Raw genomic sequence first — 25,150 nt, forward strand, 5'->3', positions numbered from 1 at the left:
GTCTCCCCCCCCCCTCCCCCTCCCCCCCCCCCCCCCCCCCCCCCCCCTCCTCCCCCCCCCCCCCCCCCCCCCCCCCCCCCCCCCCCCCCCCCCCCCCCCCCCCCCCCCCACCCGGGTGGGGTGTCAGCTGCCCCAGCAGGCGGAGGCGGCCTGCGACGGGGACTGGACGGTGAGGCCGTCGAGGGACTTGGCGGCGACGAGCGCGGTGCCGGTGTCGTAGAACGACTTGCCGTTGGTCACGCTGGGCTTGCTGCCGCCGCGGGCCAGCTTCGCGATCGAGGTGACGCCGAGCGCGGCCATCTTGCCCGGGTACTGCACGGCGTCGGCGGCGAACTCACCGCTGGTGACGTTCTTCAGGCCGGAGCAGCTACCGTCGATCGCGTAGACGGCGACGTTCTTCTCCTTGCCCGCCGCCTTCAGCGCGTTGTACGCGCCCTCGCCCGCCGGCTCGTTGATCGCGTAGACCACGTTGATGTTCGGGTTGGCCGACAGGCAGTTCTCCATCGCGGTGCGTCCGCCGTCGATGGCTCCCTGGGTGGGCTGGTGACAGACGACGGTGTACGAGCCGCCCTTGCCGCCGGTGTACTTGCCGGACTTGGCTTCCTTGCCGTTCTCCGTCTTGCTGCCCGGGTCGATGCCCATGCCCTCCAGGAAGCCGTGGTCGCGGTTGATGTCCACGGAGACGACCTGGTTGTTGAACAGGTCGAGCATGGCGATGACGGCGGGCTTGCCGTTCAGGGCGGCCGCGGCGTACTGACCGATGAGCTTGCCCGCCTGCTCGTTGTCGGTGGCGTAGGTGATGTCCGCGGTGCCGGCCGGGTTGGGCGCGGTGTCGAGGGCGATCACGAACAGGCCGGCCTGCTTGGCGCGGTTCAGCGCGGCGTTGACCGCGTCGCCGTTGGTGGTGATGAGGATGCCCTTGTCGCCGCGCGATATGGCGTTGTCGATGGCGGTGATCTGGGTCTGGGTGTCGCCGTCGGAGTTGCCCGCCGCCACCGTGAGGCTCACGTTGTCCTTGGCGGCCTGGGCCTTGGCGTCCTTCTCCATGCTCACGAAGTACGGGTTGGTGAGCGTCTTCAGGATCAGGGACACACCCACCTTCCCGGATGAACCGGACGAACCGGACGAAGAGGAGCTTCCGTTCGAGGAACCGCAGGCCACGAGCGTGGCGCCGAGGCACACGGTGATGCCGATCGCTGCCGCCCGGGTGCGCCGACTGCGGCGGCCCGACGCCTGGCTGGTGGAGATGTTCATCGCTTGATCCCTTTCGGAGCCGTCATTGGCCGACGCTGAGACAACGTTGACTGACCGGGATACTGGGCCCGTATGGACGAGCCCGTCAAGACGCTGGTAGACATGGGCCCGCAACGAGTCGGTAACGCGCAACCGGTGGGAGACAACGATGACTCAGGGTGTGCCGCCGCCGCGGTCCCCGCGCAGCCGGCCCACGATGCGTGAGGTGGCCGCGCTGGCCGGCGTGGCCATCAAGACGGTCTCGCGCGTGGTCAACGGCGTCCCCACCGTCGATCCGCTGATCGCCGCCCGGGTCCGCGAGGCCGCCGACAAGCTGGGCTACCGGCCCAACCTGACCGCCAGCAGCCTGCGCCGCGGGGACGGCCGCACCTCGATGATCGGCATGCTCGTCGAGGACGCCGCGAACCCCTTCTCGGCCGCCCTGACCCGCACCGTCGAGAACGTGGCCCGCGAACGCGGAGTCCTGGTGCTCGTCGGCAGCCTGGACGAGAACGCGGACCGGGAACGCGAACTGGCCCGCGCACTCATCGACCGGCGCGTCGACGGCCTGGTGATCGTCCCCGCGGGACGCGACCACAGCTACCTGATCAGCGAGCAGCGCTCGGGCACCTGCATGGTCTTCGTGGACCGCGAGCCCAGCCTGCTCGACGCCGACGCCGTCGTCTCCGACAACCGGCAGGGCGCCCTGACCGCCGTCAACCACTTGCTGAAGGCCGGTCACCGCCGCATCGCCTACCTCGGCGACCGGGAGTCGATCTCCACCGCCGCCCAGCGGTTCGACGGCTACCGGCACGCCCTGGAACTCGCGCACATCCCGTACGACGACGGGATCGTCCGCCACGTCGGGGCCAGCGAGGAGGCCGCCGTCGCCGCGACCGAGCAGGTCCTGTCGCTGCCGGACCCGCCCACGGCCCTGTTCACCAGTCAGAACCTGGTCACCATCGGGGCCGTGCGCGCGCTGCGCGCCCTCGGCCTGCAGGACAGCGTGGCCCACGTCGGCTTCGACGACTTCCCCCTCGCCGACATCCTCAGTCCGGGGATCTCCGTCATCGCGCAGGACATCGAGCAGGTCGGCAGCACCGCCGCCGAGATCCTCTTCGCCCGGCTGGACGGCGACCAGTCGCCCACCCGTACCGTCACCGTGCCGACCCGGCTGATCGAGCGGGGCTCCGGCGAGATCCCGGCCGGAGGCCCCCGCCATGACTGAACCGACCCAGGCAACGGGGCAGGCCCCCACCCTGACCGTGATCGGCGAAGCCCTCATCGACATGGTCCAGCTCGACGCGCCCGGCGACTACCGCGCCCGCCCCGGCGGCAGCCCGTTCAACGTCGCCGTCGGTCTCGCCCGGCTGGGACACCGCACCGCGCTCATGGCGCGACTGGCCGACAACACCTTCGGCCGGATGCTGCGCGGCCACGCCACCGCCGACGGGGTCGACCTGACGGCCTGTCCGCACGCCGCCGAACCGACCACACTGGCCGTCGTCTCGATGGACGCGCAGGGCCGCGCAAGCTACGACTTCTACCTCGACGGCACCGCCGACTGGCAGTGGACCGACGACGAAACCGCCCGCGTCCCGGCCGGCACCGCCGTCCTCCACTTCGGCTCCGTCGCCTCCTGGACACCGCCGGGCAGCGACCACGTCCACACCGCCGTCCAGCGCCTGTACGCCCAGGGCACGACGCTGATCAGCTACGACCCCAACATCCGCCCCGCCCTGCTGGGCGACGCGGCACGCGCCGGGCAGGCCGTCGAACGCAGCGTCGGCGTGTCCCACATCGTCAAGGCGAGCCGCGAGGACGCCGAGTGGCTCTACCCGGACACCCCGATCGAGCGGATCGCCGCCCGCTGGATCGAACTCGGCGCGCTCCTCGTCGTGATCACCGACGGCGCCGCCGGCGCCCACGCCTTCCCCACCGGTGGGGACGCCTTCAGCCGTCCCGGCCGCAAGGCCGCGGTGGTGGACACCGTCGGCGCGGGCGACGCCTTCACCGCCGGGCTGCTCGGCGCCCTGGTCCGCCGCGGGCTGCACACCCCGGAGGCCCTCGCCGCGGCAGCCCCGGCACTGCTGGCGAGCGCCGTGGACGACGCGGTCCTCGTCTCCGCCCTCACCTGCGAGCGCATGGGCGCCGACCCGCCCACCGCCCTGCCGCGCCCCGGCCGGCCCGCCGACGCACCCCTGACCGAGGCGGACCTCACCTTCCCCGACGTTGCCGACGACGCCGACGAACACGACCGGACGCGGGAACCGGTGCTGGGCGGGCTGTGACACGGGGAAGCCGGCCGCGCGGAGGCGTGCGGTGGCCCGGAGCCCCACGGCATGTGCGACCGGGCTGACAGACTTCCACAGGCTGTGGGACCAGACTGGCCCCCACACGGTACGCGGCAAGGTGGGCGACAGCTCCGTGACGCCGGGGACTGCACCGGAGGAAGGACACGCCGGACATGACCGATCCACAGCGCGGCACCGCCGCAGGGGCCCCGAGTGCCCGGCGCCCGGCGCCCGGCGCGGCCGCGGCGCTCGGCCGCTTCCCGGGGACCCCCCGCCCGTGACCGGCCCGGCCGCAGGAGCACCTGGAACCGGGAGCCGCCCGGCGTGGCTGACCCGCAACGTCAAGGTGCTGTGCGGGGTGTCCTTCCTTCAGGACGCCGCCAGCGAGCTCCTCTACCCGATCCTGCCGATCTTCCTGACCGTGGTCCTCGGCGCTCCGCCCGCCGTGGTCGGCGCCGTCGAGGGCCTGGCCGAGGGCGCCGCATCGGTCACCAAGGTCGCCGCCGGGCGCCTCGCCGACCGGTTCGCCCGCCGCCCCCTCATCGGCGCCGGGTACGGGCTCGCCGCCCTCGGCAAACTGCTCGTCGCGCTCGCCACCGTGTGGCCGCTGGTGCTGGTGGCGCGCGTGGTCGACCGGCTCGGCAAGGGCATGCGCGGCGCACCCCGCGACGCCCTCCTCGTCGAGGGCGTCCCGAACGGGCAGCGCGGCAGGGTGTTCGGGCTGCACCGGGCCGCCGACACCGCAGGCGCCGTGGTCGGCCCGCTGGTGGGCCTGGCCCTGTACGAGGCGCTCGACCACCGGCTGCGCCCGCTGTTCTGGGTCGCGGTGATCCCGGCCGTGGCCTCGGTCGCCCTGGTCGCCGCCGTACGCGACCCGCACCAGGCCGGCGCCACCGCGACGAAAGCCCCGCGTACGCGATGGCGGTCCCTGCCCCGCCCGTACTGGCGCGTCCTCGTCCTGCTGCTCGCCTTCAACCTGGTCAACTTCCCCGACGCGCTGCTCCTGCTGCGCGCGCACGACCTCGGCCTGTCCACCGCCGGGGTGGTCGGCGCCTACGCCGTCTACAACCTCGCCTACGCCGCCCTGTCCTACCCGGCCGGTGCGCTCTCCGACCGGCTGCCCCGGCCCCTGGTGTTCTCCGCGGGCCTGCTCTTCTTCGCCGTCGGTTACCTCGGACTCGGCCTCATCCACAGCGCCTGGCTGGTCTTCGTGGTGCTCACGCTGTACGGCGGCTTCAACGCCTGCACCGACGGGGTCGGCAAAGCGTGGATCTCCACCCTCGTCCCCGACCGCAGGCAAGGCACCGCCCAGGGCCTCTACCAAGGCGCCACCGGCGCCGCCGTCCTGCTCGCCGGCCTGTGGGCCGGACTCGCCTGGGGCACCGACGGCCACCTCCCGCTGCTGATCTCCGGCAGCATCGCGCTCGCCCTGGCCGTCGCGCTGCCGGCCCTGACCCGCCTGCGGCCCCCTGACCCGCATGCGGCCCCTGAGCCGCCGACGGGCCCCTGATTCACCTGCGCTCCCCTGACTCGCCTGTGGCTCCCTGACCTGGCTGTGGCTCCCCGACCTGGCTGTGGCTCCCTGACCTGCCTGCGGCTCCCCGCCCCGCCCACGGCCCCCCGACCCGCCCGCACCCGACCGCACCCGACCGCTCCTGACTCCCCGACGAAGCCTCGACGGCGACCTCACACCGGCTTCCGGGCAGGGGGATGTCAGGTTTCAGTCAAAAAAGTTGTCCAAATGGGGGACGCTTCCGCTCACTCGTGATCGGGTCTCCTGCGACGGCTGTATCACCGCCCGTTTGGGAGGACTTGGTGTCAGCACCAACCCGCAAGAGACGATGGCTCACGATCTGCGCCATCACGGCATCGGCCGGCCTCGTGGCGATACCCGCGAGCGCCACGCCCGGCAAGCACAGCAGCAGCCCCTTCGGCTCCCGCGAACTCGCGCGACTCGCCGCCGAGCGCGCGCATTCGACGGGTGCCATGAGCCCCAAGGTCACGTCGGAGGACGGCGGGGACGACGGCAACGAGGCCGACGAGATCGCCGAGGGCGCGGACCAGTACGCCGAGGCCCGCACCTCACCCGGCATCGTCGCGCCGGGCGCGTACGGCGCCGCCTGGCAGAGCCTGACCAGCCTGCCCAGCAGCGGAGGCAGTTGGCGGCACATCACCGGTCTGCCGTACAACTCCGACGACCCGCGCTACCGCGACATCGACTCCAACTCCAGCGGCGGCTCCGGCAACGTCACGGGCCGGATGGCCGCGATGGCCGCGGACGACGACGGGTACGTGTACGCGGGCAGCGCCGGCGGCGGGGTGTGGCGCTCGCGGACCGGCGGCGGGCACTGGCAGCCCATCAGCGACCGGCTGCCCTCGCAGTCCACCGGCGCGCTCGCCCTCGACGGTGCCGGACGGCTGTGGCTGGGCACCGGAGAGGCGAACACCAACGCGGACGCCTACCTCGGCAGCGGCGTGTACGTGCTGTCCGACCCGCACCACGGCACCTTCTCCACGCGCAGCCGGGTCGGCGGCGACGAACTCGAGAGCACCACCGTCCGCCAGTTGCGGTTCGGCGGCGGCAAGGTGTGGGCGGCGACCAGCGAAGGCGTGTGGAGCCACTCCACCAGGAACCTCGGCGGCCCCTGGAAGCTGGAGTTCGCACCCAACCCCGACTACCTGCCCGGCGGTCCGAAGGCGCACGACGACGCCGCCGCGTACAAGAACATCACCAACGACATCGCCATCGACCCCAAGGACCCCTCGAAGGTGATCCTCGCGGTCGGCTGGCGCAGCGGTGACGACTACAACGGCTTCTACACCCGGACCGGCGAAGGCTGGCAGCGGATCACCAGCGGCTTCGGCGACCTGCCGACCGACGCGGACAACGTGGGCACGGTCACCTTCGCCCACTCCGCCGACGGCTCCCGCTACTACGCCATCGACCAGTCGCCCGAGCAGATGGCGTCCAACCCGGACAGCGGCCTCGAGGGCATCTACAGCGCCGCCTCCCCGTTCGGGCCCTGGACCAAGATCGCCGATTACAAGCAGCTCGCCGCCGACGGCTCGGCGCTCACCACCAGCGGCTACATGCCGGGCGTGCAGGCCTGGTACAACCAGTTCCTGACCGTCGACCCGTCCGACCCCAAGCACGTGTACGCGGGCCTGGAGGAGGTCTACGAGACCAAGGACGGCGGCAGCACCTGGTCCACCGTCGGCCCGTACTGGAACTTCACCTTCCCCTGCTGGAGCATCGACCCCACCAAGCAGACCGGAAGCTGCAACCCGACCACGCACTCCGACCAGCACGGCGTCGCGATCGGCAGCTACCACGGCAAGAGCTACGTGTACGTCGGCAACGACGGCGGCGCCTACAAGCGCCCGGTCAACGGCTCCCAGGACGCCTCCGGCCACGCCACCGACTGGACCTCGCTCAACGACGGCACCATCGACACCCTCCAGTACTACTCGGTGGGCATCGGCAAGGACCCGGACCACGGCGGCGTCTCCGTCACCGGCGGCCTGCAGGACAACGGCCAGTCCGTCCTGCGCAGCAACGACAAGGTGATGGGCTCCAACTTCGGCGGTGACGGCGGCGACACCCTCACCGACCCGGCCAACGGCTGCAACATCGCCGAGGAGTACGTCTACCTCTCCGTCCAGGTCACCCAGAACTGTGCGGTCAACGACGGCAGTTGGACCACCGACGCGAGCAAGGCCACGTCGTACAACGTCGCCCCGCCCGACAACGCCACCAGCGAGGCCCGCTTCATCGCCCCGCTCGCCGCGGACGCGAAGGACAGCTCGACCTGGATCGCGGGCGGCCGCCACATCTGGGTGCAGACCCACGGCTACGCCATCCGCAGCGGCGCGGAGTGGAAGAGCGTCTACGACCTCGGCGCCGGCCGCACCGCGACCGCCGTCGCGGCCTCGGGCGGCAAGGTCTACGCGGCCTGGTGCGGCCCCTGCAACAACCAGGGCTTCGCCCGCGGCATCTCCGTCGGCAACGCGGACGGCACCGGCTGGCACGACATCGCCCTGCCCGTGGACGGGACCGTCCCCAACCGCTACCTCAGCGGCTTCGCCATCGACCCGAAGAACGCCGACCACGTCTTCCTCGCGGTCAACGGCTTCTCCCGGCACTGGACCGAGGGTCCCGGGGCCGGCGTCGGCCACGTCTTCGAGTCCACCGACGGCGGCACCACCTGGAAGGACATCTCCGCCGACCTTCCCGACGTGCCGACCAACTCCGCGGTCGTCACGGCGAACGGCGGCCTCGCCGTCGCCACCGACCTCGGCGTCGTCTACCGTGCGCCGGGCCGGACGAACTGGCAGCGCGTCGGCTCCCTGCCGGCCGTCGCCGTGCTCCAGCTCAAGCTGAGCCCCGACGGCGGCACCCTGTACGCGGCCACGCACGGCCGCGGCATCTACACGATCAAGGTGCGCGACTGCGACTGACGCACCACCGATCAGCGAGGGGTGATCCCGGCTTCCGGGGTCACCCCTCCTTCGGGTACGGGACCACACTCACGTGCAGCGTGAAGGCGACACGCGCCGCACCCGCCACGTCCGGCGCCTTCGCCAGCGCCGTGACCCTGGCCGCGCCCGCACGGGTGCCGGCGCACCGCAGCACGGCCCGGGCGGTGCCGTCCGCGTCCACCCGCCATCCGGACGGCAGGACGAAGACCGGCGCCGAACTCTCCACCTCCGTCCACCGCTTGTCGTCCCCACGGGGCCGCAGGACCAGAGACACCACGGTCCCGGGCCGCACGCACAGCCGCTGTTCGGCCGCGTCGCCGGGGGAGACGGTGACCTCCGTGCGGCCGGCGGCACAGCTCCCCGCGGAAGCGGAGGGCGCGGCGGTCGGGTGCGCGGAGGGCGAGGTGGCCGGCGCGGACGGGCGCCGACCGGTCGGGTTCGCGGGCACGGTGGCGGAGGGTGCCGTGGGTGTGTGCGTCGGCGCACCCGTCGAAGGACCCGTCGAAGACCCCGCCGACCCGCCCCCGGACGGCCCGGCCGCCGGTCCACCACCGGTCGAAGCGCTGCACGCGGCCAGCACCGCGATTCCGGCGACCATCCACGCCCGGGCCCACCACCGCATGCCGGCACTTCCCGTCCCGTTCCCGTCCCGTCCGTACGGATTCCAGCATGCCGCCCCGGACCGTGAGCCGCAGCCTCCGCTTCTCCCGGCCGCCCGACTGCCCGACCGCCCGGCTGTCCGGCTGTCCCGGCTGCCCGGGAGAACTACTCGTCGTCGCCGTCCGATGCGGGAAGGATGCCGGCCAGCTCTTCGGGCAACTCGAGCTTGTAGCGCGCGGCGATGATGCCGAGCTGGATCCCGAAGACCGTGCGCAGTTCGCCGAGCGCGGCACCGAAGTGCGCACTGCCGAGCGGGTCGTGCAAGGGCATGGTCCGCACGTCGCCGACGGTGTTCAGGAACCGCCGGCAGGCGGCCCGCATCGCCTTGAGATTCCCAGCGAGTTCGTCTCCGGTGTCGGGGTCCATCAGGATCCGGGTCAACGTCTCCCGGATCTGCAGTACCGATGCGACGCAGTGACCGGGCTCCTCGAGCGCGTGCATGACCGCACGGTTCCTCGTCAGGACCCTGCGGTCCTCGAGGTAGACGACGAGCTTTTCGGCGACGTCCCGCTGGGGCGGCGGCAGTTCCCAGTCCACACCTCCCAGCGGCGTGCTGAAGCCCTTGATCCGTCGCATGATCTCCAACAACCTCACGCCCGGCATCCTAGGCAGGCCGGCGAACGGCGTGGGGGCGCGCGCAAGGACGCACCCGGTAGGAGCGGGCCGCACGACACGCGGCCTGACCTGCCGAATGTTACGCGCTCAGGCCGTTTTCGGCCCCTTTGTGTCACGGTCGGAGATCTCGGCCGTCGCCGACGGCCGGCTCATCTCGCAGGGCGCTCGTCCCGGTTCCGGGACGAGCGCCCTGTCGTCCGACCGGGCAGGAGACGTCGCGGTGGAGAAACCGGAGGCCCGCACCGACCTCGATGCGGCGGGCATGTCTAGTACGACCACGTCGGTGATGAAGAAGCTGCCCGACGTGACGCCGGCCTTCTGGATCATGAAGATCGCCGCGACGACCCTGGGCGAGACGGCGGGCGACCTCTTCGCGCAGACCCTGAAGCTGGGCTACTTCCTCACCACGATCGTGCTCTTCCTGATCTTCGTGGTGACGTTGGTGGTCCAGCTACGGTCCAGCCGCTACAACCCGTTCTTCTACTGGACCGTGATCCTTACGACCAGCATGGCCGGCACCACGATGTCCGACTTCATGAACCGCGACGCCAGCGCCAGGTACCTGTCGAAAGGCACCACCCGACTGGGCTGGGGCCCGCAGGGCCTCGGCTTGGGCTACCCGGCCGGAGCGGCGATCCTGATCTCCATCCTCCTGGCGATCTTCCTCGTCTGGAAGCTGAGCGGGACGACCTTCCAGATCCGCGACATCGTCACCTTCAGGGGCGAGGCCCTGTTCTGGTCGGCGATCCTCGTGTCGAACACCCTCGGCACCTCGATGGGCGACTTCCTGTCCGACAGCTCCGGCCTCGGCTACGCCGGTGGCGCACTGCTCGTGACCGGAGCGCTGACCGTGCTCGCGGCGCTGATGAAGGTGCCCGCGGTGCCGAACGTGCTGCTGTTCTGGGTCGCCTTCGTCCTCACGCGCCCGCTGGGAGCCACCGCGGGCGACTTCCTCACCAAGCCGGCCGCCAAGGGCGGCCTGAACCTGGGCACGGCCGGCTCGTCCGCCGTCCTGCTCGCCGTCCTCTTCGGACTGATGGCCCACGCCCAGGTAAGGGAACGCCGGACCGCTGCCCGACCGACCCGGGAAGAGCCGACGGCCCCGGCCACCCGGCAGGCGGGCCGACCGTGAATCTGGCGCCGAGCGTGTGTCCGGGGTCTTAGGACACCTCACCACCGACGGTGCGGACCGGGTCGCTGCTGCCAACTCGGGCCTCCGTTCACGGCTCCGTGCTCGCCCACTGCACAATGGACGGCACGGTGCTGCCGCCCAAGAGCGGTGCCTCAACGGGGAGTTGACATGCAGAACACGAACGACGAGACCGCCTTAATCATCGCCGTCGTGGTTGTTGCTCTCGTGGTGAGACAACAGCTGCGCACGCGTCCGGTGCGGCGCATCGGCTCGCTGATCACCCCGGTGGTTCTCGGGGTCCTGGGCGCCTTTGGGATCGTGTTCGGCGTCGCCTCCGTGATCAAGTACCACCCGCTGACCGCGCTGCCCATCGTGCTGTTGGCCGTGAGCCTTGCAGTCGCGGCCGCATTCGGGGTGGCCAGGGCGCGGACCGTACGGGTCTGGAGTGGCCCTCAAGGCGAGGTACTGCGCAAGGGGACGGCCGCCACTACTGCTCTGTGGCTGACCTCGGTGGCCATGCACGTCGGGCTGAGCCTGTGGATCGACCATGCGGCCGGAGCCGGGATGCTGGGGACGGCGTCGCTGTACGCGTACCTGGCGATCGGTCTGGGGACACAGAACCTGTTGGTGCGCGGACGGGCCGCCGCACTGGGACCCCGGCCTCACACGGCCGATACGAAGTCACCGGAAGCTCGTCGCAGCCGATCCGCACGCTGACAGCCGCAAAGACGCAGCCGGCCGCCGGGCCGGTCCGTCATCAACGAGTGGCTGTGACCGGCAACCGTCGCTAGTGCTGTGACCGGAAAGGTTTGCCGGGAAGCTCGCGGCGTCCGGTGCGGTACATCGCAAGGCGGAGCATCGCCCGCGTACTGGATGTACTCGGGTGGTGCGACAACGCGGCGAGGTGCCGTGCCGGGCGTCGCGAGCCGGTGAACCTTTCCGGTCACAGCACTAGAGCTCGTAGTCCCGGGCCAGCTCCTCCCAGCGGATGCTGCGAAGTCCAGGGTCGGCGTTCTCACCCGACGGGACATCCAAGACCGTCTGAAACCAGACCACGGTAAGGGCAGAACGGTGCGGCACCGGGTCGAGCTCAGGAGCGATCGCTGTCGAGCGGAAGGCGCCGATGCAGGCCACGGAAGGCAGGATCCCGACGGGGCCGAAGGCGCCCGCGGGTCGGGAGCGGTGGATGTCGCACCGGTCCGCTGAAGGTCGTGCCGTGGTCTGTCAGTCGTCTGGTCTAGGGTCGCCCGCATGGCTGAGCCCTCCTTTCTGACCGCCGTCCGCGAGTCGTACGACACGGTCGCCGCCGATTACGTCGAACGCGTCCCGCCTCCAGCCGAGATGGACCCGCTGTCACGCGCGATGCTGGCGGGGTTTGCCGAACTGGTGCGGACGGCCGGTCTCGGGCCGGTCGCGGACCTGGGGTGCGGTCCCGGACGTGTGACGGCGCACCTGGCCGGGCTGGGGGTGTCCGCCTTCGGCGTCGATCTGTCGCCGAAGATGGTCGGGCTGGCCCGGCACGCCTATCCGAACCTGCGGTTCACCGAGGGCTCGATGACCGCTCTGGAGATGAGGGACGACGAGCTCGGCGGCATCCTCGCCTGGTACTCCACCCATCACACGCCCCCGCAGTGGCTGCCGGACGTGTTCGCCGAGTTCCACCGCACGCTCGCGCCCGGCGGGTACCTGCTGTGGGGAGACCATGTCGGCAATGAGCGGCTGCGGCCGACCCACGGCTATGGCCGTCCGGTGTCCTACGAGTCGTACCTCCTGCCCCTGGACCGCATGGTCGGCCTGCTGGGCCAGGCCGGACTCGTCGTCACCGCGAGACTGGAACAGGAGCCCGGCGGACGCGTGAACAGACCGCACGCCTGCCTCCTGGCCCGCAAGCCCGAAACGCCCTGACCGAGCTCGTTCCCGGGGTGAGGCCGCTCGGCTGGACCGCCGACGATCACGGGGCGGGCGGTCGGACCGCTGGGTTGAGAGGCCGCCCGCTGGACGGGCACCGCGAGAACCCGATGAGGCACGGCCCTCGCCGTCGTCGAGACCCCGCGCTGGGGGTCCGGCAGCGAGTGACGTCAGGCGGACCGGCTGACGTCGTCGAAGTCGGTGGAGGCCGACAACTCGGCCCACGCCAGCATGTCGCGCTCGAAGGCGTCGCGTCCGGCCCGGACGAGCCGAAGCGCGTCGTTGCCGAGCAGCAGATGCGCCGGCGGCCGGTCGGCCGCCACGATGCGCAGCACCGCGGCCGCGGCTTTGTCCGGGTCGCCCGGCTGACGCCCGCTGCCGTGGATGCGCCGGGCGCGCAGCGGCTCGAACAGCTCGTCGTAGTCGGCGATCACACGGGGTGCGCGGATCATCGAGCGGCCGGCCCAGTCGGTCCGGAAACTGCCCGGCTCGACGGCGGTGACATGGATCCCGAAATCGGCGACCTCCTTGCCGAGCGTTTCGAGGATGCCCTCCATCGCGAACTTGCTGCCGTGGTAGAAGCCGAGGCCCGGCATGGTGATCAGCCCGCCCATCGAGGTGACGGCGATGATGTGGCCCGAACGGCGCTCCCGCATGTGCGGCAGCACGGCCTTGATCACCGCCACGGTTCCGAAGACGTTCACCTCGAACTGACGGCGAAGGTCGTCCATCGACGACTCCTCGAAGAGGCCGTCATGGCCGTACCCGGCGTTGGCGACGAGTACGTCGACCGGACCCAGGTCGCGCTCGGTCTCGTCCACGACCGTGTCCACCGCGTCATGGTCGGTCACGTCCAGGATGCGGGCGTGCGCGTCGCCGGCGAGCGCCTCAAAGGCGCGTGCGTCCGCGGGCGTGCGCACCGTGCCCACCACCCGGTGGCCCGCGGCCGACGCCGCGCGTGCGAGGGCGCGGCCCAGGCCGGTGCTGACGCCGGTGATCAGGAATGTCTTGGTGTCCGACACAGGAGTTCCCCTTCGTGCGATGCGAACAGAGGCCGACCGGGGCGGCCCGGCCCCGGTCGGCCTCGACACGTTCCACTTCAGCACCGGAATCGGCTGCCGATCGGCTTCCGGGGGGTCCGCTTCGCCCCGGGGACAGCCGGACCGGGGGCCTGCCAGTCCCCCTTTCGCGGGCTGTCGGGGCGCTCCCGGGCCCTATCGTGAACGGCATGGACCGCAACACAGCACTCGGTGAGTTCCTCCGCTCTCGGCGGGCACGGATCACCCCGCGCCAGGCGGGCCTGTCCGACGACGGCGGCTCTCGGCGAGTGCCGGGACTGCGCCGCGAAGAGGTCGCGCAACTGGCGGGCGTGAGCGTCGACTACTACGTACGCCTGGAACGCGGACGCCGACTGAACGTCTCCGAGACCGTGCTGGACGCCATCTCCCGCGCGTTACGCCTCGATCCCGTCGAGCGCAGCCATCTGTTCCAGCTCGCCAAGCCCGCCGCAGGCAGGCCCCGCCGCGCTGCGACGCGTCCGCAGGCGGTCCGCCCGGGGCTGCGCGACCTGCTCCGGATCCTCGAGCACACCCCCGCCCTCGTGCTGGGACGGCGACTGGACGTACTCGCGTCCAACCAGATGGCACGCGCGCTGCTCACCGACTTCGACGCGCTGCCGCACCGCGAGCGGAACCTGGTGCGGTTCATGTTCTGCGACGAGACCGCCCGCTCGCTGTACACCCACTGGGACACCCACGCCCAGGACATCGTCGCCTCGCTCCGGCGCGACGCCGGACGCCATCCCCACGATCCACTGCTGGCCGAACTCGTCGGCGAACTCTCGATCAGGGATGAGGACTTCCGCCGCTGGTGGGCCGACCAGAACGTGTATCGGCACACGCACGGCAGCAAACACTTCCACCACCCGATCGTCGGCCCGCTCACCCTCAACTACGAGTCCCTCACCCTGCCCGCCGACCCGGACCAGCGGCTGAGTGTCTACACCGCCGAGGCCGGCTCCAGCTCTGAAGAGGCGCTTGGGCTACTGGCCACGTGGATACGGCAGCCCGACACAACCTCGCACGGGCACCACGCAGATCATTAGACGCCCGCCCGTCCGCAGGGAGCGGTCGGCCACAGTGGCTGCGTCCCACGAGCCGGGTTGGACGTCATGGAGGACCGGCGGACCTTGCGCCCACAGGTACGACGATCCCTCCATGTCGTTGTTCACCTGGTCTGGTCTGGTCTGGTCTGAACTATCGAGGTGCGATCGTCTCGAGCCAGTCGTCGACGGTGACGACGTCCGCCCACTGCGGGAACAGTCGCTCGATGAGGACCCGGTGCACCTCTGGGTCGGTGTCCAGACAGGCATCGGAGAGGACAGTGAGGCCGAAGTCCAGGTCGTTCGCCTGGCACAGAGTGGACAGCACCACAGCGCTGGTGGCGATGCCGGTGAGCACGAGGCTGTCGATACCGCGTGCCCTCAGCACCACGTCGAGATCGCTGCCCGAGAACGCGCTCGCCCGCTTCTTGGTGATCACTACTTCGCCCGCCCGGGGCGCGACGTCGGGGTGGATCTCGGTGCCTGGTGCGCCCTCGACGAAGAGGCCCGCCCGGGCGATGGCGGTGAGAGCCTTGTTGCGCGTCCCGACTTCCGGGAAGCCGGGACGCAACGCGATGACCACGTAGATCATGGGGATGTCGGCCGCCCGGGCCCCGTCGATTGCCCTGCGCAGACGTGGCACGTATCCGGAGCCGTCGTCGGCGATGTCCACGATGCTCTGTTGGACGTCCATCACGAGAAGGGCGCTGCTCATGTCGTCTCCAGGGACGAAGTCAGTTCGGCGTCGGGTGATGCAGCCGTCGCTTGATCCATGGGGCGATTGTGCAGAGCGGTCACGTCATCTTGTGGTGATCCGGCGCATTACTGCGAGCTGACCGCTTCCTCAACCCACCACCAACCCGGCTTCCAACCCGTACGCCGTCGACGACCTGAACGCCATGGGCCGCGTCTGCTCGGCTTCGCCCGGGTCGATGGCATACGGGACGGCAGCACCCCGCGCACGCCACCACGGATACGGGAGTTCGATCACTGCGGTCGGCGACCGGGCCTCATGCGTCCTCGACCTCGGCCGCGGTTCCATCGACGGTTGGCTCGGTCCGCGGTCGTCCGGCGGCGTTGATGTCAGCGCTGGATGTCAGTGCGCGCTTCAACGGGAAGGCCGTACCCCGCACCAAGGCGCCGAAGAGGGTCATTGGCGACGGGGCAGGCGATGCGCTGGGGGCAGGAACCGAGTTCTCCACGGGCACTTCGGCCCAGGCGCTCGGCCCGGCGGCCAGGAGGACGACTCAGAACCTGCCTGCTCCGGGGGTATCGCGGCACCACTCCCGGGTTCGGAAACACGAGACTCACTGGCCGACGGCAGACGTCTGGCGCGTCACAGAAGACGCGCCAGGGCCGTCTCGGACGGGCTCCCGGCCGTCGCCTGATACACGATGATCACCTGTTGCTCGGCGCCGCCGACGGTGAGCGCCTGCCTTCTCAGGGCGAGGCTGCCGACGACCGGGTGCGTGAAGCGCTTCAGTTCGTCCCGGGCGGGCCGCGTCTCGTGCCGCATCCACAGACGACGGAACTCCTCGTCCGTCTCCAGCTCGGCGACCAGGCGGACGATCCTGGGGTCGCGTGGGTCGGCTTCGGCGCGCAGGGCCGCTGCGGTCTGCGCCGCCACCTCCGGCCAGTCGGGGAAGAGCCGCCGGGACGCCGGGTCGAGGAACACCGCTCGGACCAGGTTGCTACCGGGCTCGTACATCGGGGCGAGCGCGCGGGCCTGCTTGTTCGCCGCCAGCACGTCGAAGTATCGGTTTCGCACGTACGCAGGGCGGTCCGTCCACACGTCGAGCAGCCGGTGTACGTCCGCGGAGACCTCGGTCCGTGACGGCGGCACGGGGGCGGGACCGGCGAGGGCGTGCAGGTGGGCGGAGGCGTCGGCGTCCAGCTTGAGCGCCCGCGCGAGGGAGCGCAGCACCTGTGGCGAGGGATGCCGGTCGACGCCCTGTTCGAGCCGGACCAGGTACGGCTCGCTGATTCCGGCGAGCCGGGCCAGTTCCTCCCGGCGCAGTCCCGCCACCCGGCGGCGTCCGCCGGCGGGCACCGCCACGTCCGCCGGAGCGACCCGTCCGCGCCGGGCCTTGAGGAAATCTCCCAGAAAATTGTCGGCCGCCATGCCGCGAGGGTAACCCTGCGGGGATGCTGGCTGCCGAGATGCGAACGGCGCAGGCTCGATGTCATGAAGACCTGGTTCATCACCGGCGCGTCCCGCGGCTTCGGCCGTATCTGGGCCGAAGCCGCTCTCGACCGCGGCGACCGCGTCGCCGCCACCGCGCGTGACCCCAGGACGCTGCGGCCTCTCCTGGACGCCCACGGGGACGATGTCCTCCCCATGAGACTCGACGTGACCGACCGCACCGCCGTTACCGCTGCGGTGGGGCAGGCCGCCGAGACCTTCGGCCGCCTGGACGTGGTCGTCAACAACGCGGGCTACGGCCTGTTCGGCATGGTCGAGGAAACCACCGAGGAACAGGCTCGCGCCCAGCTCGACACCAACCTGTTCGGCCCGTTGTGGGTGACGCAGGCGGCCCTTCCGTACCTGCGGGCCCAGGGCAGCGGTCACATCCTGCAGGTCTCCAGCCTCGGTGGCCTCGCCGCCTTTCCCACGCTCGGGCTGTACAACGCCTCCAAGTGGGCCCTGGAGGGGATGAGCGAGGCCCTGGCCCAGGAGATCGCCCCCTTCGGGATCCACGTGACTCTGGTCGAACCCGGCCCCTACGGCACCGACTGGTCCGGAGCCTCCGCAGTGCACACCGAGCCGCTCCCCGCGTACGAACCCGTCCGCGCCGCGCGCCGGGCCGGCGCCTCCGCCCGCACGCCGCAGGACGCACGAGCCACCGCCGCCGTTGTCCTCGAACTCGTCGACACCGACGCACCACCCCTGCGGCTCTTCCTCGGCACCTACCCCTATCCGGTCGTCGAGGCGGCCTATCGGAAGCGGCTCGACACGTGGAACGACTGGCGACACCTCGCGTCCCGTGCGTGACCGGCACGGACCACCCCGCGGCGCCCGGGGCGGCCAGGCGCCTGGACGGGCAGGGAGGTTCGAGGTCCTGCTGAGGAGTTGAGCGTGGGTGAGCGGCGGTATCACGCGGTCATGGAAGTCGCGTCCAAGGTTCCGCCATTCACGTTCGGTCCCGAGCGCGCCGCGTACCTGCGCATGCTGCAGCACTACCCGGCATGCTCAGCGTGCCGGACTGTGGACGACAACGGCGAGGTCACCGGCGTATGCACGACCGGGGACCGGCTCTACCAGCAGTATCGGCAGGCACGGCGCGGCCCCGCTGCCCCCTGACCGTCCGCCGGAGTAAGGGAACGGGTGGTCTCATCCGTCGTGAGGTTGACCATGACAGACCGGGCGGAGCGGCACCGCTGTCAGCGGTTGCTCGTGGTGCCGATGTCGACGATGTGGTTGTACCGCTCCACCAGCACGAAAAGCTTGATCTTCTGCGTCGTCTCCCCGCTGCCGAAGGTCAGGGTGACGACGACCTCATGGCCGTTGCCCACGGCGCCGTTGTCGGTCACCGTCCACTTCCGCGGGACGTTTTGGGCACGCAGGACACCGTCCGCCCCGTGCTTCTTCTCCCAGGCCGCCAGTCGCTTGGCGAAGTCGGGCGTCAGGTAGTGCTTGCGGAGCACCGTTTCCAGCGTGGCGTCCGGGTCCGTGTAGTCGCCGATCGCGTCGATGTACGCGCCGTAGAAGTCGGCGACCCGGGTCACCACTTGGCCGCTCGTGCCGCTGACCGACTGCGGTGCGGCGGCGGACGACTTTGCGGGGGCATGGACGGATGCCTGTGCCGACACTTGTGTCGACACACCGAGTCCGACAGCCAGGACGAGGCCGGCGGCGACGGCCGCGCGGCGGCCCGGACGGCGGTGTGCGGGGGACTTCCTGTTCATGTGCATCTTCCGTCTTCTGGTCGATATGTGGTTGCTCACGGCCCGGTGTCTTCGTGCCGGGGCCGTCGTGTGGCTATCGCCTTTTCGGGTCAGCGAGTGCTGCCCCGGAGTCCTGAACATCTGCTGCTGCGCGGACCCATTCCCCCCTGCCGCGGCTCGGGGCGCGATCGACGACACCAAGTCCTGCTTACGACGGGCGATGGGCCGTCGTGAGGAAGCCGACTCCTTGGCCGCGACGTTTGCCAGGGTGGCGAGCGTCGTGCCGAGGGCGAGCCCGTGACGGCGAGTGCGAGGGGCGGGCCTGCTCGGGTGCGCTGGGGCATGGGTGTCCCCCGTGGATGAGTGCATGAGTGTCATTTGTCGCCCGCCGCCGACTGATCGGTCCGGCCCTGGTCGGTGCGACACCAAGAGCATCAGCCGTCACGACGGCTCCGCGCAACGCCGGACGCCCCTTCGGCGACGGTGGAACCATCCCAGCCCGTCTGACGTGCAGGTACATGGACCGCCTGGGATACGGGGACACGGGGGAGGACGGGGGAACGGTGTCGACCGGGGACGACGTCGAGCAGTTCGCAGCACTGCTGCGCCGGCTGAAGGACCGCACGGACCGGAGCTACGGCTCCCTGGCCCGCCGTCTCAGCATGAACACCTCCACGCTGCACCGCTACTGCGCGGGCGACGCGGTCCCGCAGGACTACGCCCCGGTGGAGCGCATGGCCGCCTTCTGCGGGGCGACACCGGAGGAACGCCTCGAACTGCACCGCCTATGGCTGCTCGCGGTGACGGCACGACAGCGGCCGAGGGCGAGTGAGGAGGCAGCGGAGCCGACAAAGACCGAAGGGGCGCTGAAGCCGACAGGGGACCAGCGGGCTTCGGGTCCGGACAGCCGGACAACGGGGCGTGCGGGTGGCTGCACGCGCAGTGTGGGTGGTGGCGCCGACGGCATCGGTGGTGACGGGGACGGCACGAGCGGTTCACCACCGCGACTCGATGCGGGCGCCCCCGACGCCGCACTGGCTGCTCCCGACGTTCCGGGACCGCGCAGTCGCGAGTCGGCGGCCCAGTGCGATGCGGTCCGCTCAACTGGACGGCCCTGGTACCGCCGTCGCCGTACCGTCGTCGGCACAGCCACGGCGACCGTACTGCTGGTGACGCTGGGCAGTATGTCGACGCTGTCGGCCGACCGGTCTCACGACAACTCCGCCAAGGCCCCCGGTCGGTCCCGTACGACAGGAACCGGTACGTCGCACCACCCTTCGGGCACTGCGACCCGCCCCTCGCCCGGCCGTTCGTCGGCCTCGCCCTCCACAGGAGTACGGGCTTCAGGGAGCCTCGGGTCGAAGGGCGGATCGTCGGCTGAGACGAAGAGCGACGCCCCCGTGGCAACCGGTATGCCGCTCGCTTGGACCGCCGACTCGCAGATCTGGGACGGCGGTTGCGGGCACGACTACGTCATCGGGAAGGAGCCTGCCCAGGTGCCCCCGCCGCCGGTAGAGCAGGACGCCGGAGTGTGGGCAGCGACGCAGCAGGCGGTACCTGGGCGGCAGACGATGGTGCAGATCTCGGTGCAGGGGAAGTCGTCCACGGCCGTGGTCCTCGCGGCCCTCCGGGTCCGTATCGTCAGCCGCGGCACCCCGGTCACCGGCAACGCGTACGCCATGGGCCAGGGCTGCGGCAGTGATCTGCCGCCCCGCAACTTCTCCGTGAACCTGGACGTCAACCGCCCGATCGCCCACGCGCGTCCCGGCAACGACAGCGGAAAGCCCGTCCCCGCGGTGCAGTTCCCCTACCGCGTCTCCGCCGAGGATCCGGAGGTGCTGCTGGTCACCGCGACGACCGAGACCTACGACTGCAACTGGTACCTGGAACTCGACTGGTCCTCCCAGGGCCGCACCGGCACGGTCCGCATCGACGACCACGGCCACCCGTTCCGCACCAGTGGCATCAAGGGCCTGCCCCACTACTGGTACGGCACGAACGACCACGGTGTGCGCCAGTGGGTAACCACCGACTCTTGAGGGAACGTGGGAGCTGTTCGGGCCATTTTCGAGATGTGACCGTTCCCCGTCACCCAGGCCCATGCCGCTGGAGGGGCCCGTTGCTGCCGCTTCGGCCGGAAACGCCCGCTGCATTCCACTCAGGTTCGCTGTCGGCTCCGGCATGACACCTGTCATATGTAATACCGGATGCAGAGCACTGGGGCTCGCGGGCCGACGTCCGTACGGTACTTCCCATGACGAAGAGCAACGGGGAGAACCCACGGAAGACCGACATCAAGGTGAGCCTGATCGGCGGTCATCGCCTGGCAGGAGCCACCCTCCACGAGAGGACCGTCACCACTTCCCTCATCGGTGGTGCCGACGTCGATCTGACGGACATCGACATCCCGGACGGCACCGAGCTGCGCATCACCAAGTTGAGCCTGATCGGCGGCGTCAGGCTCAAGGTCCGCCGCGATGTCCGGGTGGAGGTCCACGGGCTGCGCCTGGGCGGAGTGAAGGACGATGGCCCGAGTGAGCCGGGTGGCCCGACGGTCCGGATCGACGCCTGGGGCCTGGTTGGCGGCGTCAGCGTCACCCGCGCCTAGCTAAGGTTCAAAGAAGCCGCCAACCACCCACAGCCATATGACACATGATGGATCGACAGGCGAGACGCAGATATGACTGGGGTCGTGGCCAGTGGACACGGTGAGTGACCGTTGCCCGCGCGCATCTTCACTGCATGCTGGACAGGTGCACGCTTTCCAACTGTGTTGGTGGCCTCCGGGCTTCGGACGGGGCCGTTCACCTGCGTTCATGGGCGGCCGGACGGTGGGGCGACACCGGCGTGTGGTCCCCTCCGAACGGCCGTGAACGGCGCTGAATGAGACGGAAACCGAGACGGTTGGTGGGGAGCGGCACGGCGTACTGTGCTGCTGGCTCGCGATGAGTCGAAGGTGAGCAGCAGCAGCGCTTCCGCTCAGATGCATCGCGGCGAGGTGTGCCACCGCTCGGCGGAGCACACTCGTACGACTCGTTACCTCTGGACCAGCGCCACCGCCTCTTGCAGGTGCTAACCAACCTGGCCGAAGCAGAGCCGGATCCCGCACGACGGGAGTTCTTGCGGTTTCCCCTTCGCCTGCGGCCTGGTCGAGGAAGAGGAAGGCTGAGCCCGACCTCGGCTGGAGAGCACCGCTTTAGGAGTTCGATCACTGCGGTCGGCGACCGGGCCTCATGCGTCCTCGACCTCGGCCGCGGTTCCATCGGCGGTTGGCTCGGTCCGCGGTCGTCCGGCGGCGTTGATATCAGCGCTGGATGTCAGTGCGCGCTTCAACGGGAAGGCCGTACCCAGCACCAAGGCGCCGAAGAGGGTCATTGGCAACAGGCCGACCGGACGGAGGTAGGCGGCCGGGTGTGTCAGGACGGCGTTCCACTGAATCCACCAGTTCGCAGCGAGGTCAACGAGCATGATGCCGGCACAGAGGAGCGGCCCGACTGAGCGGGCGTAGATGATCAGCAGGGCAGCCAGCGGATCAAGTAAGAGGAGAAGGTGGAACACCAGTTGCACCGGTGTCGGCGCGTAGTTGAACGCGGCCAGTCCGCCCGTTGCCAGGAAGTACACGTGCGCTCCCGTGCCTTCGAGGAATCCGATGACGTACAGCGCCGCTGACCACCGAGCCCAGACCGGGCGACTCCCCCACCGCATATTGGTCACTCTAGGCCTCGGGGCCTCAGTGGCGTTGGGCTGACGCCGACTGGGCATCACCAGACGGGCACGCAGCGGCCACGTCAATCACGCTTCCGCCGGGGATGGCGTGATGCCAGGATGCGGCCATGCGGATCGGCGTTGTGACCTCCTGGGCGGCTCGTCTCTGCGCTACGGTCGGCGGCATTGCGCTCGCCCCGATCCTTCTCGTGGCTGGCGGCCCTCTCCTCCGCTGCTATTTGCGGCACGTCTACAGCGACGGAGGTCCAGGGCTTGTGGACAAGGAACGTGGCTGGGTGAACCCCGGTTGGTACGTGGTCCACAACGTGGTCGTGCGGTGCCTGATCTGGCCTTCGGAGCACGTGGTGGCCAGGCTCGACCGCCGACGACCCACATGGCATCGCCAGGACGGTTCTTGACCACCGCCGGTGGCTTCCCGAACCGGTGACCATCTCGATGCGAACTATGAGCGGGGAGGTCGCTGAGGTCTGTCGCGCTGGTCGCCCGGGTGCCTGAAGAGAGTGACGGCCGGCTGCGGTCGCGGTGGTTGCCGTACTTCGCTGCTGTACAGCAGAGCAGCCCTTCATACCGGTTCTCCGGGCTTAGGCATGGCTCAACCAGTGTCGCAGATCCAATCGGGTGACCTGCGGCTGTCGCTCGCTACGACTGTCGTTGGTAGTCGTCACCGGTCGCCGCTGAGCGGCCTCGGACGGCCCAGGGACGGCCCAGCGAAGATCACTCGTCGACCGTCAGCCACTCATCGAGCCGGACCTTGACCTGGTGGTTGTGGGCGGCGTGCCAGATGACCTCCCCACTGACGAAGGCCCCGAGGGCCGGGAGGTCCATCCCGGGCGGCATGGCCGTGATCTCCGCCAGCGCTATGGCGTTCGGCACGCCGTCTATACGTATGAAGACCCCGAAGCGCTGGCGCCCGATGACCTCACCGGTGATCCGGGCCTCGACGGGCAGAGCCGCGACGGTTGCCTCCCAACTCTCCCGCACCAAGTCCGCGGCCGGCACTTCAGGGCCCGTGGGCCAGGCGTACTCATCCATCGGTAGATCATGACGTCCCAGGACCGGCGTGAAGATGCGGGCAAGCCTTGGTCGGCTGGTCTGATCGTCCCTCGCGACCATCGTGCCGGGTTGCCGAGTGCTGCTGCCGTACGCCGCCGTTGCCGTCATCGCCGTCGGACACGCCGTATGTGGGCCTGACTTGCCGGTCTACTGATCAAGGGTCTCGCCGACCAGCGGGACTGACGAAGCCCACGGCTCCGAACTGCTCGAATGCCGTGGGCTTCTGTCATTGGTGGTCGGCGTCGGCTGACCTTGGACGGCCCAGAGACGGCCCCGAAGGCCTGTCGCACCCCCGCTGCGCTCAACCGGAGGGGCACAGTCGCGCGGCGTCACGATCGGTGGAGAACGGCCCAGCTGCCCCATCCGGCATCGGCCTCAACGGCCTGCCACTTTCCGGGCAAGGCTGCCGCCACATCGGCTGCGGGCAAATACAGCGGACCGTCTTTGCCGAGCTGGTTGATCCACAGAAGTACTCCGTCCGGAGCCAGCACTCGTGCCGTCTCGGTAGGGAACAACAGCATGTCGATGGCGGCAACAGCTGCGATCTGCCCGTCGGCGAGCGGAAGCGCACTGGCATCGGCTCGCACCCGCCAAGGCTGGCCCCCCTCGTTGTAATGCGTCCCGCAGCGGTTCGTCTCGTCCGGTCGCACGGGCACTGTCCCACTCAGCCGCCATCTGGTCGAACTGGGCGGCGATGAAGCGGGCCGTGTCGGCGTCCCAGAGGCGGCGGCCGGCGGCCAGGTCGCGGGCAAAGGCGCGAAAGACCTCAGCTGTTTCCGCTGGCGGGATTGGTTTGCTCTCGGGGCTGGGCCATTCGCGAGGCAAGGTGGCAATCACAAGTTCATTGCACCAGATGGATGCAGGACAGCGGACCGGCCCTGAGGTGGAGAGGTGAGCTCGGCCTCAGGGTGGAGAGGGCGGCTTCAACTACGACGGCTTCGTCCCGGAAGCAGCTTGCGTGCCCCTCGACCTTGGGCCAGCGCGCCGGTTGTCACGCAGTTGGACACTCACCGGGCCCATTCGGCATCTGTTGCCAGTACGGCCGCAACGACCCCTGCGGAATCGGAATGCACGTGCCCGTGGGCAAGACATGCGGCCGAGTGAATGAGGGCAAGAGCCTCACGCATGGGCGAGTGGTCATCGTCGACCTCATCGGCCCGTGGCATCGTGACGAGGGGATGGCGGGCCGTCACGCACACAAGGAAGCTCCGGTTGATGCCGGTGACCTACCAAGTCGCCTGCATCGACCGGAGCTTCGATGTGTCGTCAGTCCGCCACGGTGTGTCTGGTCAAGTCGGCCTCGCGTCGGCATCGCGCGGTCGGCGACCAGCCATCGGGACTGGCGAATGTGCGGGGCCCGGTCCTTCTCGGCGATCGGACAGCGGGCGTGAAACGCTCCGCAGGACACCCTGGCCCGGCTCGGCGCCCCGGACCCTGTCCGTCGTCACCGTTCGCACCGCCCCGAGCACCGCGACGATCGGATGCACGCGTGGGGCTTCTACTCCCCAGGGCCTCCGGTCAGGAGTACACGGTCTTTCCCAGCGAATACGCGACCTCGCCGCCCTTCACGACGTACGCGCGCAGGGTCAGCGGGGTGTTTTCGGCGATGTCACCCGATGTGCAGTCGGTGTACGGAGAGTTGTGCCCGGCGGTCGTGGCTTGTCGGAAGGTGCCGTTCAGATGGGCCTCGATCCCGTAACCGTCGGCCAGATCGTCCGACGCACAAACGGTGTCTCCGGTTCCGGGACCGTAGACACCGTGGGGGTCCGCGTACCAATCCACCGACCCTGCGTACACCCCGTCGTTGTAGACGGTGATCGTGTAGTCGCCGTTGGAGTAAGGATAGTAACTGAAGGTGAAAGAGGGAGCGGCGGAAGCGGGTCCGGCGTTCGTCAGCGTCATTCCGGCTGCGAGAGCGAGTGTTCCGGCGAGTGCGCCGAGCCTTGCTGTTGTGCGCGCCATTTCGAGTGTTCCCCTCCGAGATGCCCTGCGTAAGAGGCACAGTCTGCGGCCCTGTCGTGATCTTGTCAACGACGTTCATAGCTGCCATACCGGCTGCTCAGA

Annotated in this window: 23 protein-coding genes and 1 pseudogene; 12 read left to right on the forward strand and 12 right to left on the reverse strand. The window is 70.1% G+C overall.

Going from position 1 to position 25,150, the window contains the following annotated elements:
- Positions 1-123: 123 nt before the first annotated feature.
- Positions 124-1,254 carry a substrate-binding domain-containing protein gene (locus tag ACZ4SW_RS02860; protein ID WP_468237043.1) on the reverse strand — a complete coding sequence of 377 codons (1,131 nt, stop codon included), beginning with the start codon at positions 1,252-1,254 and terminating at the stop codon, positions 124-126.
- 148 nt (positions 1,255-1,402) lie between these two features.
- Between ACZ4SW_RS02860 and ACZ4SW_RS02865 the strand changes: the two genes are divergently transcribed.
- From ACZ4SW_RS02865 to ACZ4SW_RS02880, 4 genes are all read left to right on the forward strand, one after another.
- The gene (locus tag ACZ4SW_RS02865) at positions 1,403-2,461 is read left to right on the forward strand and encodes a LacI family DNA-binding transcriptional regulator (protein ID WP_468237045.1); all 1,059 of its coding nucleotides are present in this window, start codon (positions 1,403-1,405) and stop codon (positions 2,459-2,461) included.
- The gene (locus tag ACZ4SW_RS02870) at positions 2,454-3,524 is read left to right on the forward strand and encodes a carbohydrate kinase family protein (protein WP_468237047.1); all 1,071 of its coding nucleotides are present in this window, start codon (positions 2,454-2,456) and stop codon (positions 3,522-3,524) included. Before ACZ4SW_RS02865 ends, ACZ4SW_RS02870 begins: the two co-directional genes overlap by 8 nt.
- A gap of 361 nt (positions 3,525-3,885) precedes the next feature.
- The gene (locus ACZ4SW_RS02875; protein ID WP_468237050.1) at positions 3,886-5,037 is read left to right on the forward strand and encodes an MFS transporter; all 1,152 of its coding nucleotides are present in this window, start codon (positions 3,886-3,888) and stop codon (positions 5,035-5,037) included.
- A 305-nt stretch (positions 5,038-5,342) separates the two neighbouring features.
- Entirely contained in the window at positions 5,343-7,985 is a 2,643-nt protein-coding gene (locus ACZ4SW_RS02880; RefSeq protein ID WP_468237053.1) for a WD40/YVTN/BNR-like repeat-containing protein, read from the forward strand.
- Between the two features lie 40 nt (positions 7,986-8,025).
- On the opposite strand, the gene ACZ4SW_RS02885 is transcribed toward ACZ4SW_RS02880, so the two are convergent.
- Both ACZ4SW_RS02885 and ACZ4SW_RS02890 read right to left on the reverse strand, forming a co-directional pair.
- Entirely contained in the window at positions 8,026-8,454 is a 429-nt protein-coding gene (locus ACZ4SW_RS02885) for an acetyl-CoA synthetase (RefSeq protein ID WP_468237055.1), read from the reverse strand.
- Between the two features lie 317 nt (positions 8,455-8,771).
- Positions 8,772-9,260, reverse strand: coding sequence for a DUF6650 family protein (locus ACZ4SW_RS02890; protein WP_468237058.1), 489 nt, complete (start codon positions 9,258-9,260; stop codon positions 8,772-8,774).
- Positions 9,261-9,390: 130 nt separating this feature from the next.
- Here ACZ4SW_RS02890 and ACZ4SW_RS02895 point away from each other — a divergent pair, with 130 nt between their 5' ends.
- Positions 9,391-10,413: a COG4705 family protein gene (locus ACZ4SW_RS02895; RefSeq protein ID WP_468237060.1), complete on the forward strand. Its 1,023-nt coding sequence runs from the start codon at positions 9,391-9,393 to the stop codon at positions 10,411-10,413.
- 168 nt (positions 10,414-10,581) lie between these two features.
- Positions 10,582-11,130: a hypothetical protein gene (locus ACZ4SW_RS02900; protein WP_468237062.1), complete on the forward strand. Its 549-nt coding sequence runs from the start codon at positions 10,582-10,584 to the stop codon at positions 11,128-11,130.
- A gap of 234 nt (positions 11,131-11,364) precedes the next feature.
- On the opposite strand, the pseudogene ACZ4SW_RS02905 reads toward ACZ4SW_RS02900, so the two are convergent.
- Positions 11,365-11,583 (reverse strand): annotated as a pseudogene (locus tag ACZ4SW_RS02905) (hypothetical protein); the annotation flags it as partial.
- Between the two features lie 81 nt (positions 11,584-11,664).
- Between ACZ4SW_RS02905 and ACZ4SW_RS02910 the strand changes: the two are divergent.
- Positions 11,665-12,318: a class I SAM-dependent methyltransferase gene (locus ACZ4SW_RS02910; RefSeq protein WP_468237064.1), complete on the forward strand. Its 654-nt coding sequence runs from the start codon at positions 11,665-11,667 to the stop codon at positions 12,316-12,318.
- Positions 12,319-12,491: 173 nt separating this feature from the next.
- Here ACZ4SW_RS02910 and ACZ4SW_RS02915 read toward each other — a convergent pair whose 3' ends face one another.
- Complete coding sequence (locus tag ACZ4SW_RS02915) at positions 12,492-13,343, reverse strand: oxidoreductase (RefSeq protein ID WP_468237066.1); 852 nt, start codon at positions 13,341-13,343, stop codon at positions 12,492-12,494.
- Positions 13,344-13,549: 206 nt separating this feature from the next.
- Between ACZ4SW_RS02915 and ACZ4SW_RS02920 the strand changes: the two genes are divergently transcribed.
- Positions 13,550-14,425 carry a helix-turn-helix transcriptional regulator gene (locus ACZ4SW_RS02920; RefSeq protein WP_468237068.1) on the forward strand — a complete coding sequence of 292 codons (876 nt, stop codon included), beginning with the start codon at positions 13,550-13,552 and terminating at the stop codon, positions 14,423-14,425.
- 151 nt (positions 14,426-14,576) lie between these two features.
- Here ACZ4SW_RS02920 and ACZ4SW_RS02925 read toward each other — a convergent pair whose 3' ends face one another.
- Together ACZ4SW_RS02925 and ACZ4SW_RS02930 are read right to left on the reverse strand one after the other, a co-directional pair.
- The gene (locus ACZ4SW_RS02925; RefSeq protein ID WP_468237069.1) at positions 14,577-15,137 is read right to left on the reverse strand and encodes a cysteine hydrolase family protein; all 561 of its coding nucleotides are present in this window, start codon (positions 15,135-15,137) and stop codon (positions 14,577-14,579) included.
- Positions 15,138-15,758: 621 nt separating this feature from the next.
- Complete coding sequence (locus ACZ4SW_RS02930; protein WP_468237071.1) at positions 15,759-16,544, reverse strand: helix-turn-helix domain-containing protein; 786 nt, start codon at positions 16,542-16,544, stop codon at positions 15,759-15,761.
- Between the two features lie 63 nt (positions 16,545-16,607).
- Between ACZ4SW_RS02930 and ACZ4SW_RS02935 the strand changes: the two genes are divergently transcribed.
- A complete protein-coding gene (locus ACZ4SW_RS02935) occupies positions 16,608-17,414 on the forward strand; it encodes an SDR family oxidoreductase (RefSeq protein ID WP_468237073.1) in 807 nt (268 codons plus the stop codon).
- Between the two features lie 84 nt (positions 17,415-17,498).
- Entirely contained in the window at positions 17,499-17,723 is a 225-nt protein-coding gene (locus ACZ4SW_RS02940; RefSeq protein WP_468237076.1) for a hypothetical protein, read from the forward strand.
- A gap of 80 nt (positions 17,724-17,803) precedes the next feature.
- Here the strand turns inward: ACZ4SW_RS02940 and ACZ4SW_RS02945 are convergent, their stop codons facing one another.
- Complete coding sequence (locus ACZ4SW_RS02945) at positions 17,804-18,328, reverse strand: hypothetical protein (RefSeq protein WP_468237078.1); 525 nt, start codon at positions 18,326-18,328, stop codon at positions 17,804-17,806.
- Positions 18,329-18,825: 497 nt separating this feature from the next.
- Here ACZ4SW_RS02945 and ACZ4SW_RS02950 point away from each other — a divergent pair, with 497 nt between their 5' ends.
- Positions 18,826-20,346 (forward strand): helix-turn-helix domain-containing protein, encoded by a 1,521-nt coding sequence (locus tag ACZ4SW_RS02950; RefSeq protein ID WP_468237080.1) that lies wholly within the window; start codon positions 18,826-18,828, stop codon positions 20,344-20,346.
- A gap of 215 nt (positions 20,347-20,561) precedes the next feature.
- Positions 20,562-20,915, forward strand: a complete 354-nt coding sequence (locus ACZ4SW_RS02955) for a hypothetical protein (RefSeq protein WP_468237082.1) — start codon at positions 20,562-20,564, stop codon at positions 20,913-20,915.
- 623 nt (positions 20,916-21,538) lie between these two features.
- Here ACZ4SW_RS02955 and ACZ4SW_RS02960 read toward each other — a convergent pair.
- The 4 genes from ACZ4SW_RS02960 to ACZ4SW_RS02975 all read right to left on the reverse strand — a co-directional run bounded on the left by ACZ4SW_RS02960 (position 21,539) and on the right by ACZ4SW_RS02975 (position 25,048).
- Entirely contained in the window at positions 21,539-21,928 is a 390-nt protein-coding gene (locus ACZ4SW_RS02960; protein WP_468237084.1) for a hypothetical protein, read from the reverse strand.
- 819 nt (positions 21,929-22,747) lie between these two features.
- Positions 22,748-23,065: a S1 domain-containing protein gene (locus ACZ4SW_RS02965; protein WP_468237087.1), complete on the reverse strand. Its 318-nt coding sequence runs from the start codon at positions 23,063-23,065 to the stop codon at positions 22,748-22,750.
- A 350-nt stretch (positions 23,066-23,415) separates the two neighbouring features.
- Entirely contained in the window at positions 23,416-23,673 is a 258-nt protein-coding gene (locus tag ACZ4SW_RS02970; RefSeq protein WP_468237089.1) for a hypothetical protein, read from the reverse strand.
- Positions 23,674-24,604: 931 nt separating this feature from the next.
- Positions 24,605-25,048: a hypothetical protein gene (locus ACZ4SW_RS02975; protein ID WP_468237091.1), complete on the reverse strand. Its 444-nt coding sequence runs from the start codon at positions 25,046-25,048 to the stop codon at positions 24,605-24,607.
- Between the last annotated feature and the right edge of the window lie 102 nt (positions 25,049-25,150).

The sequence above is a fragment of the Streptomyces sp. NPDC028331 genome (genome assembly GCF_055565775.1).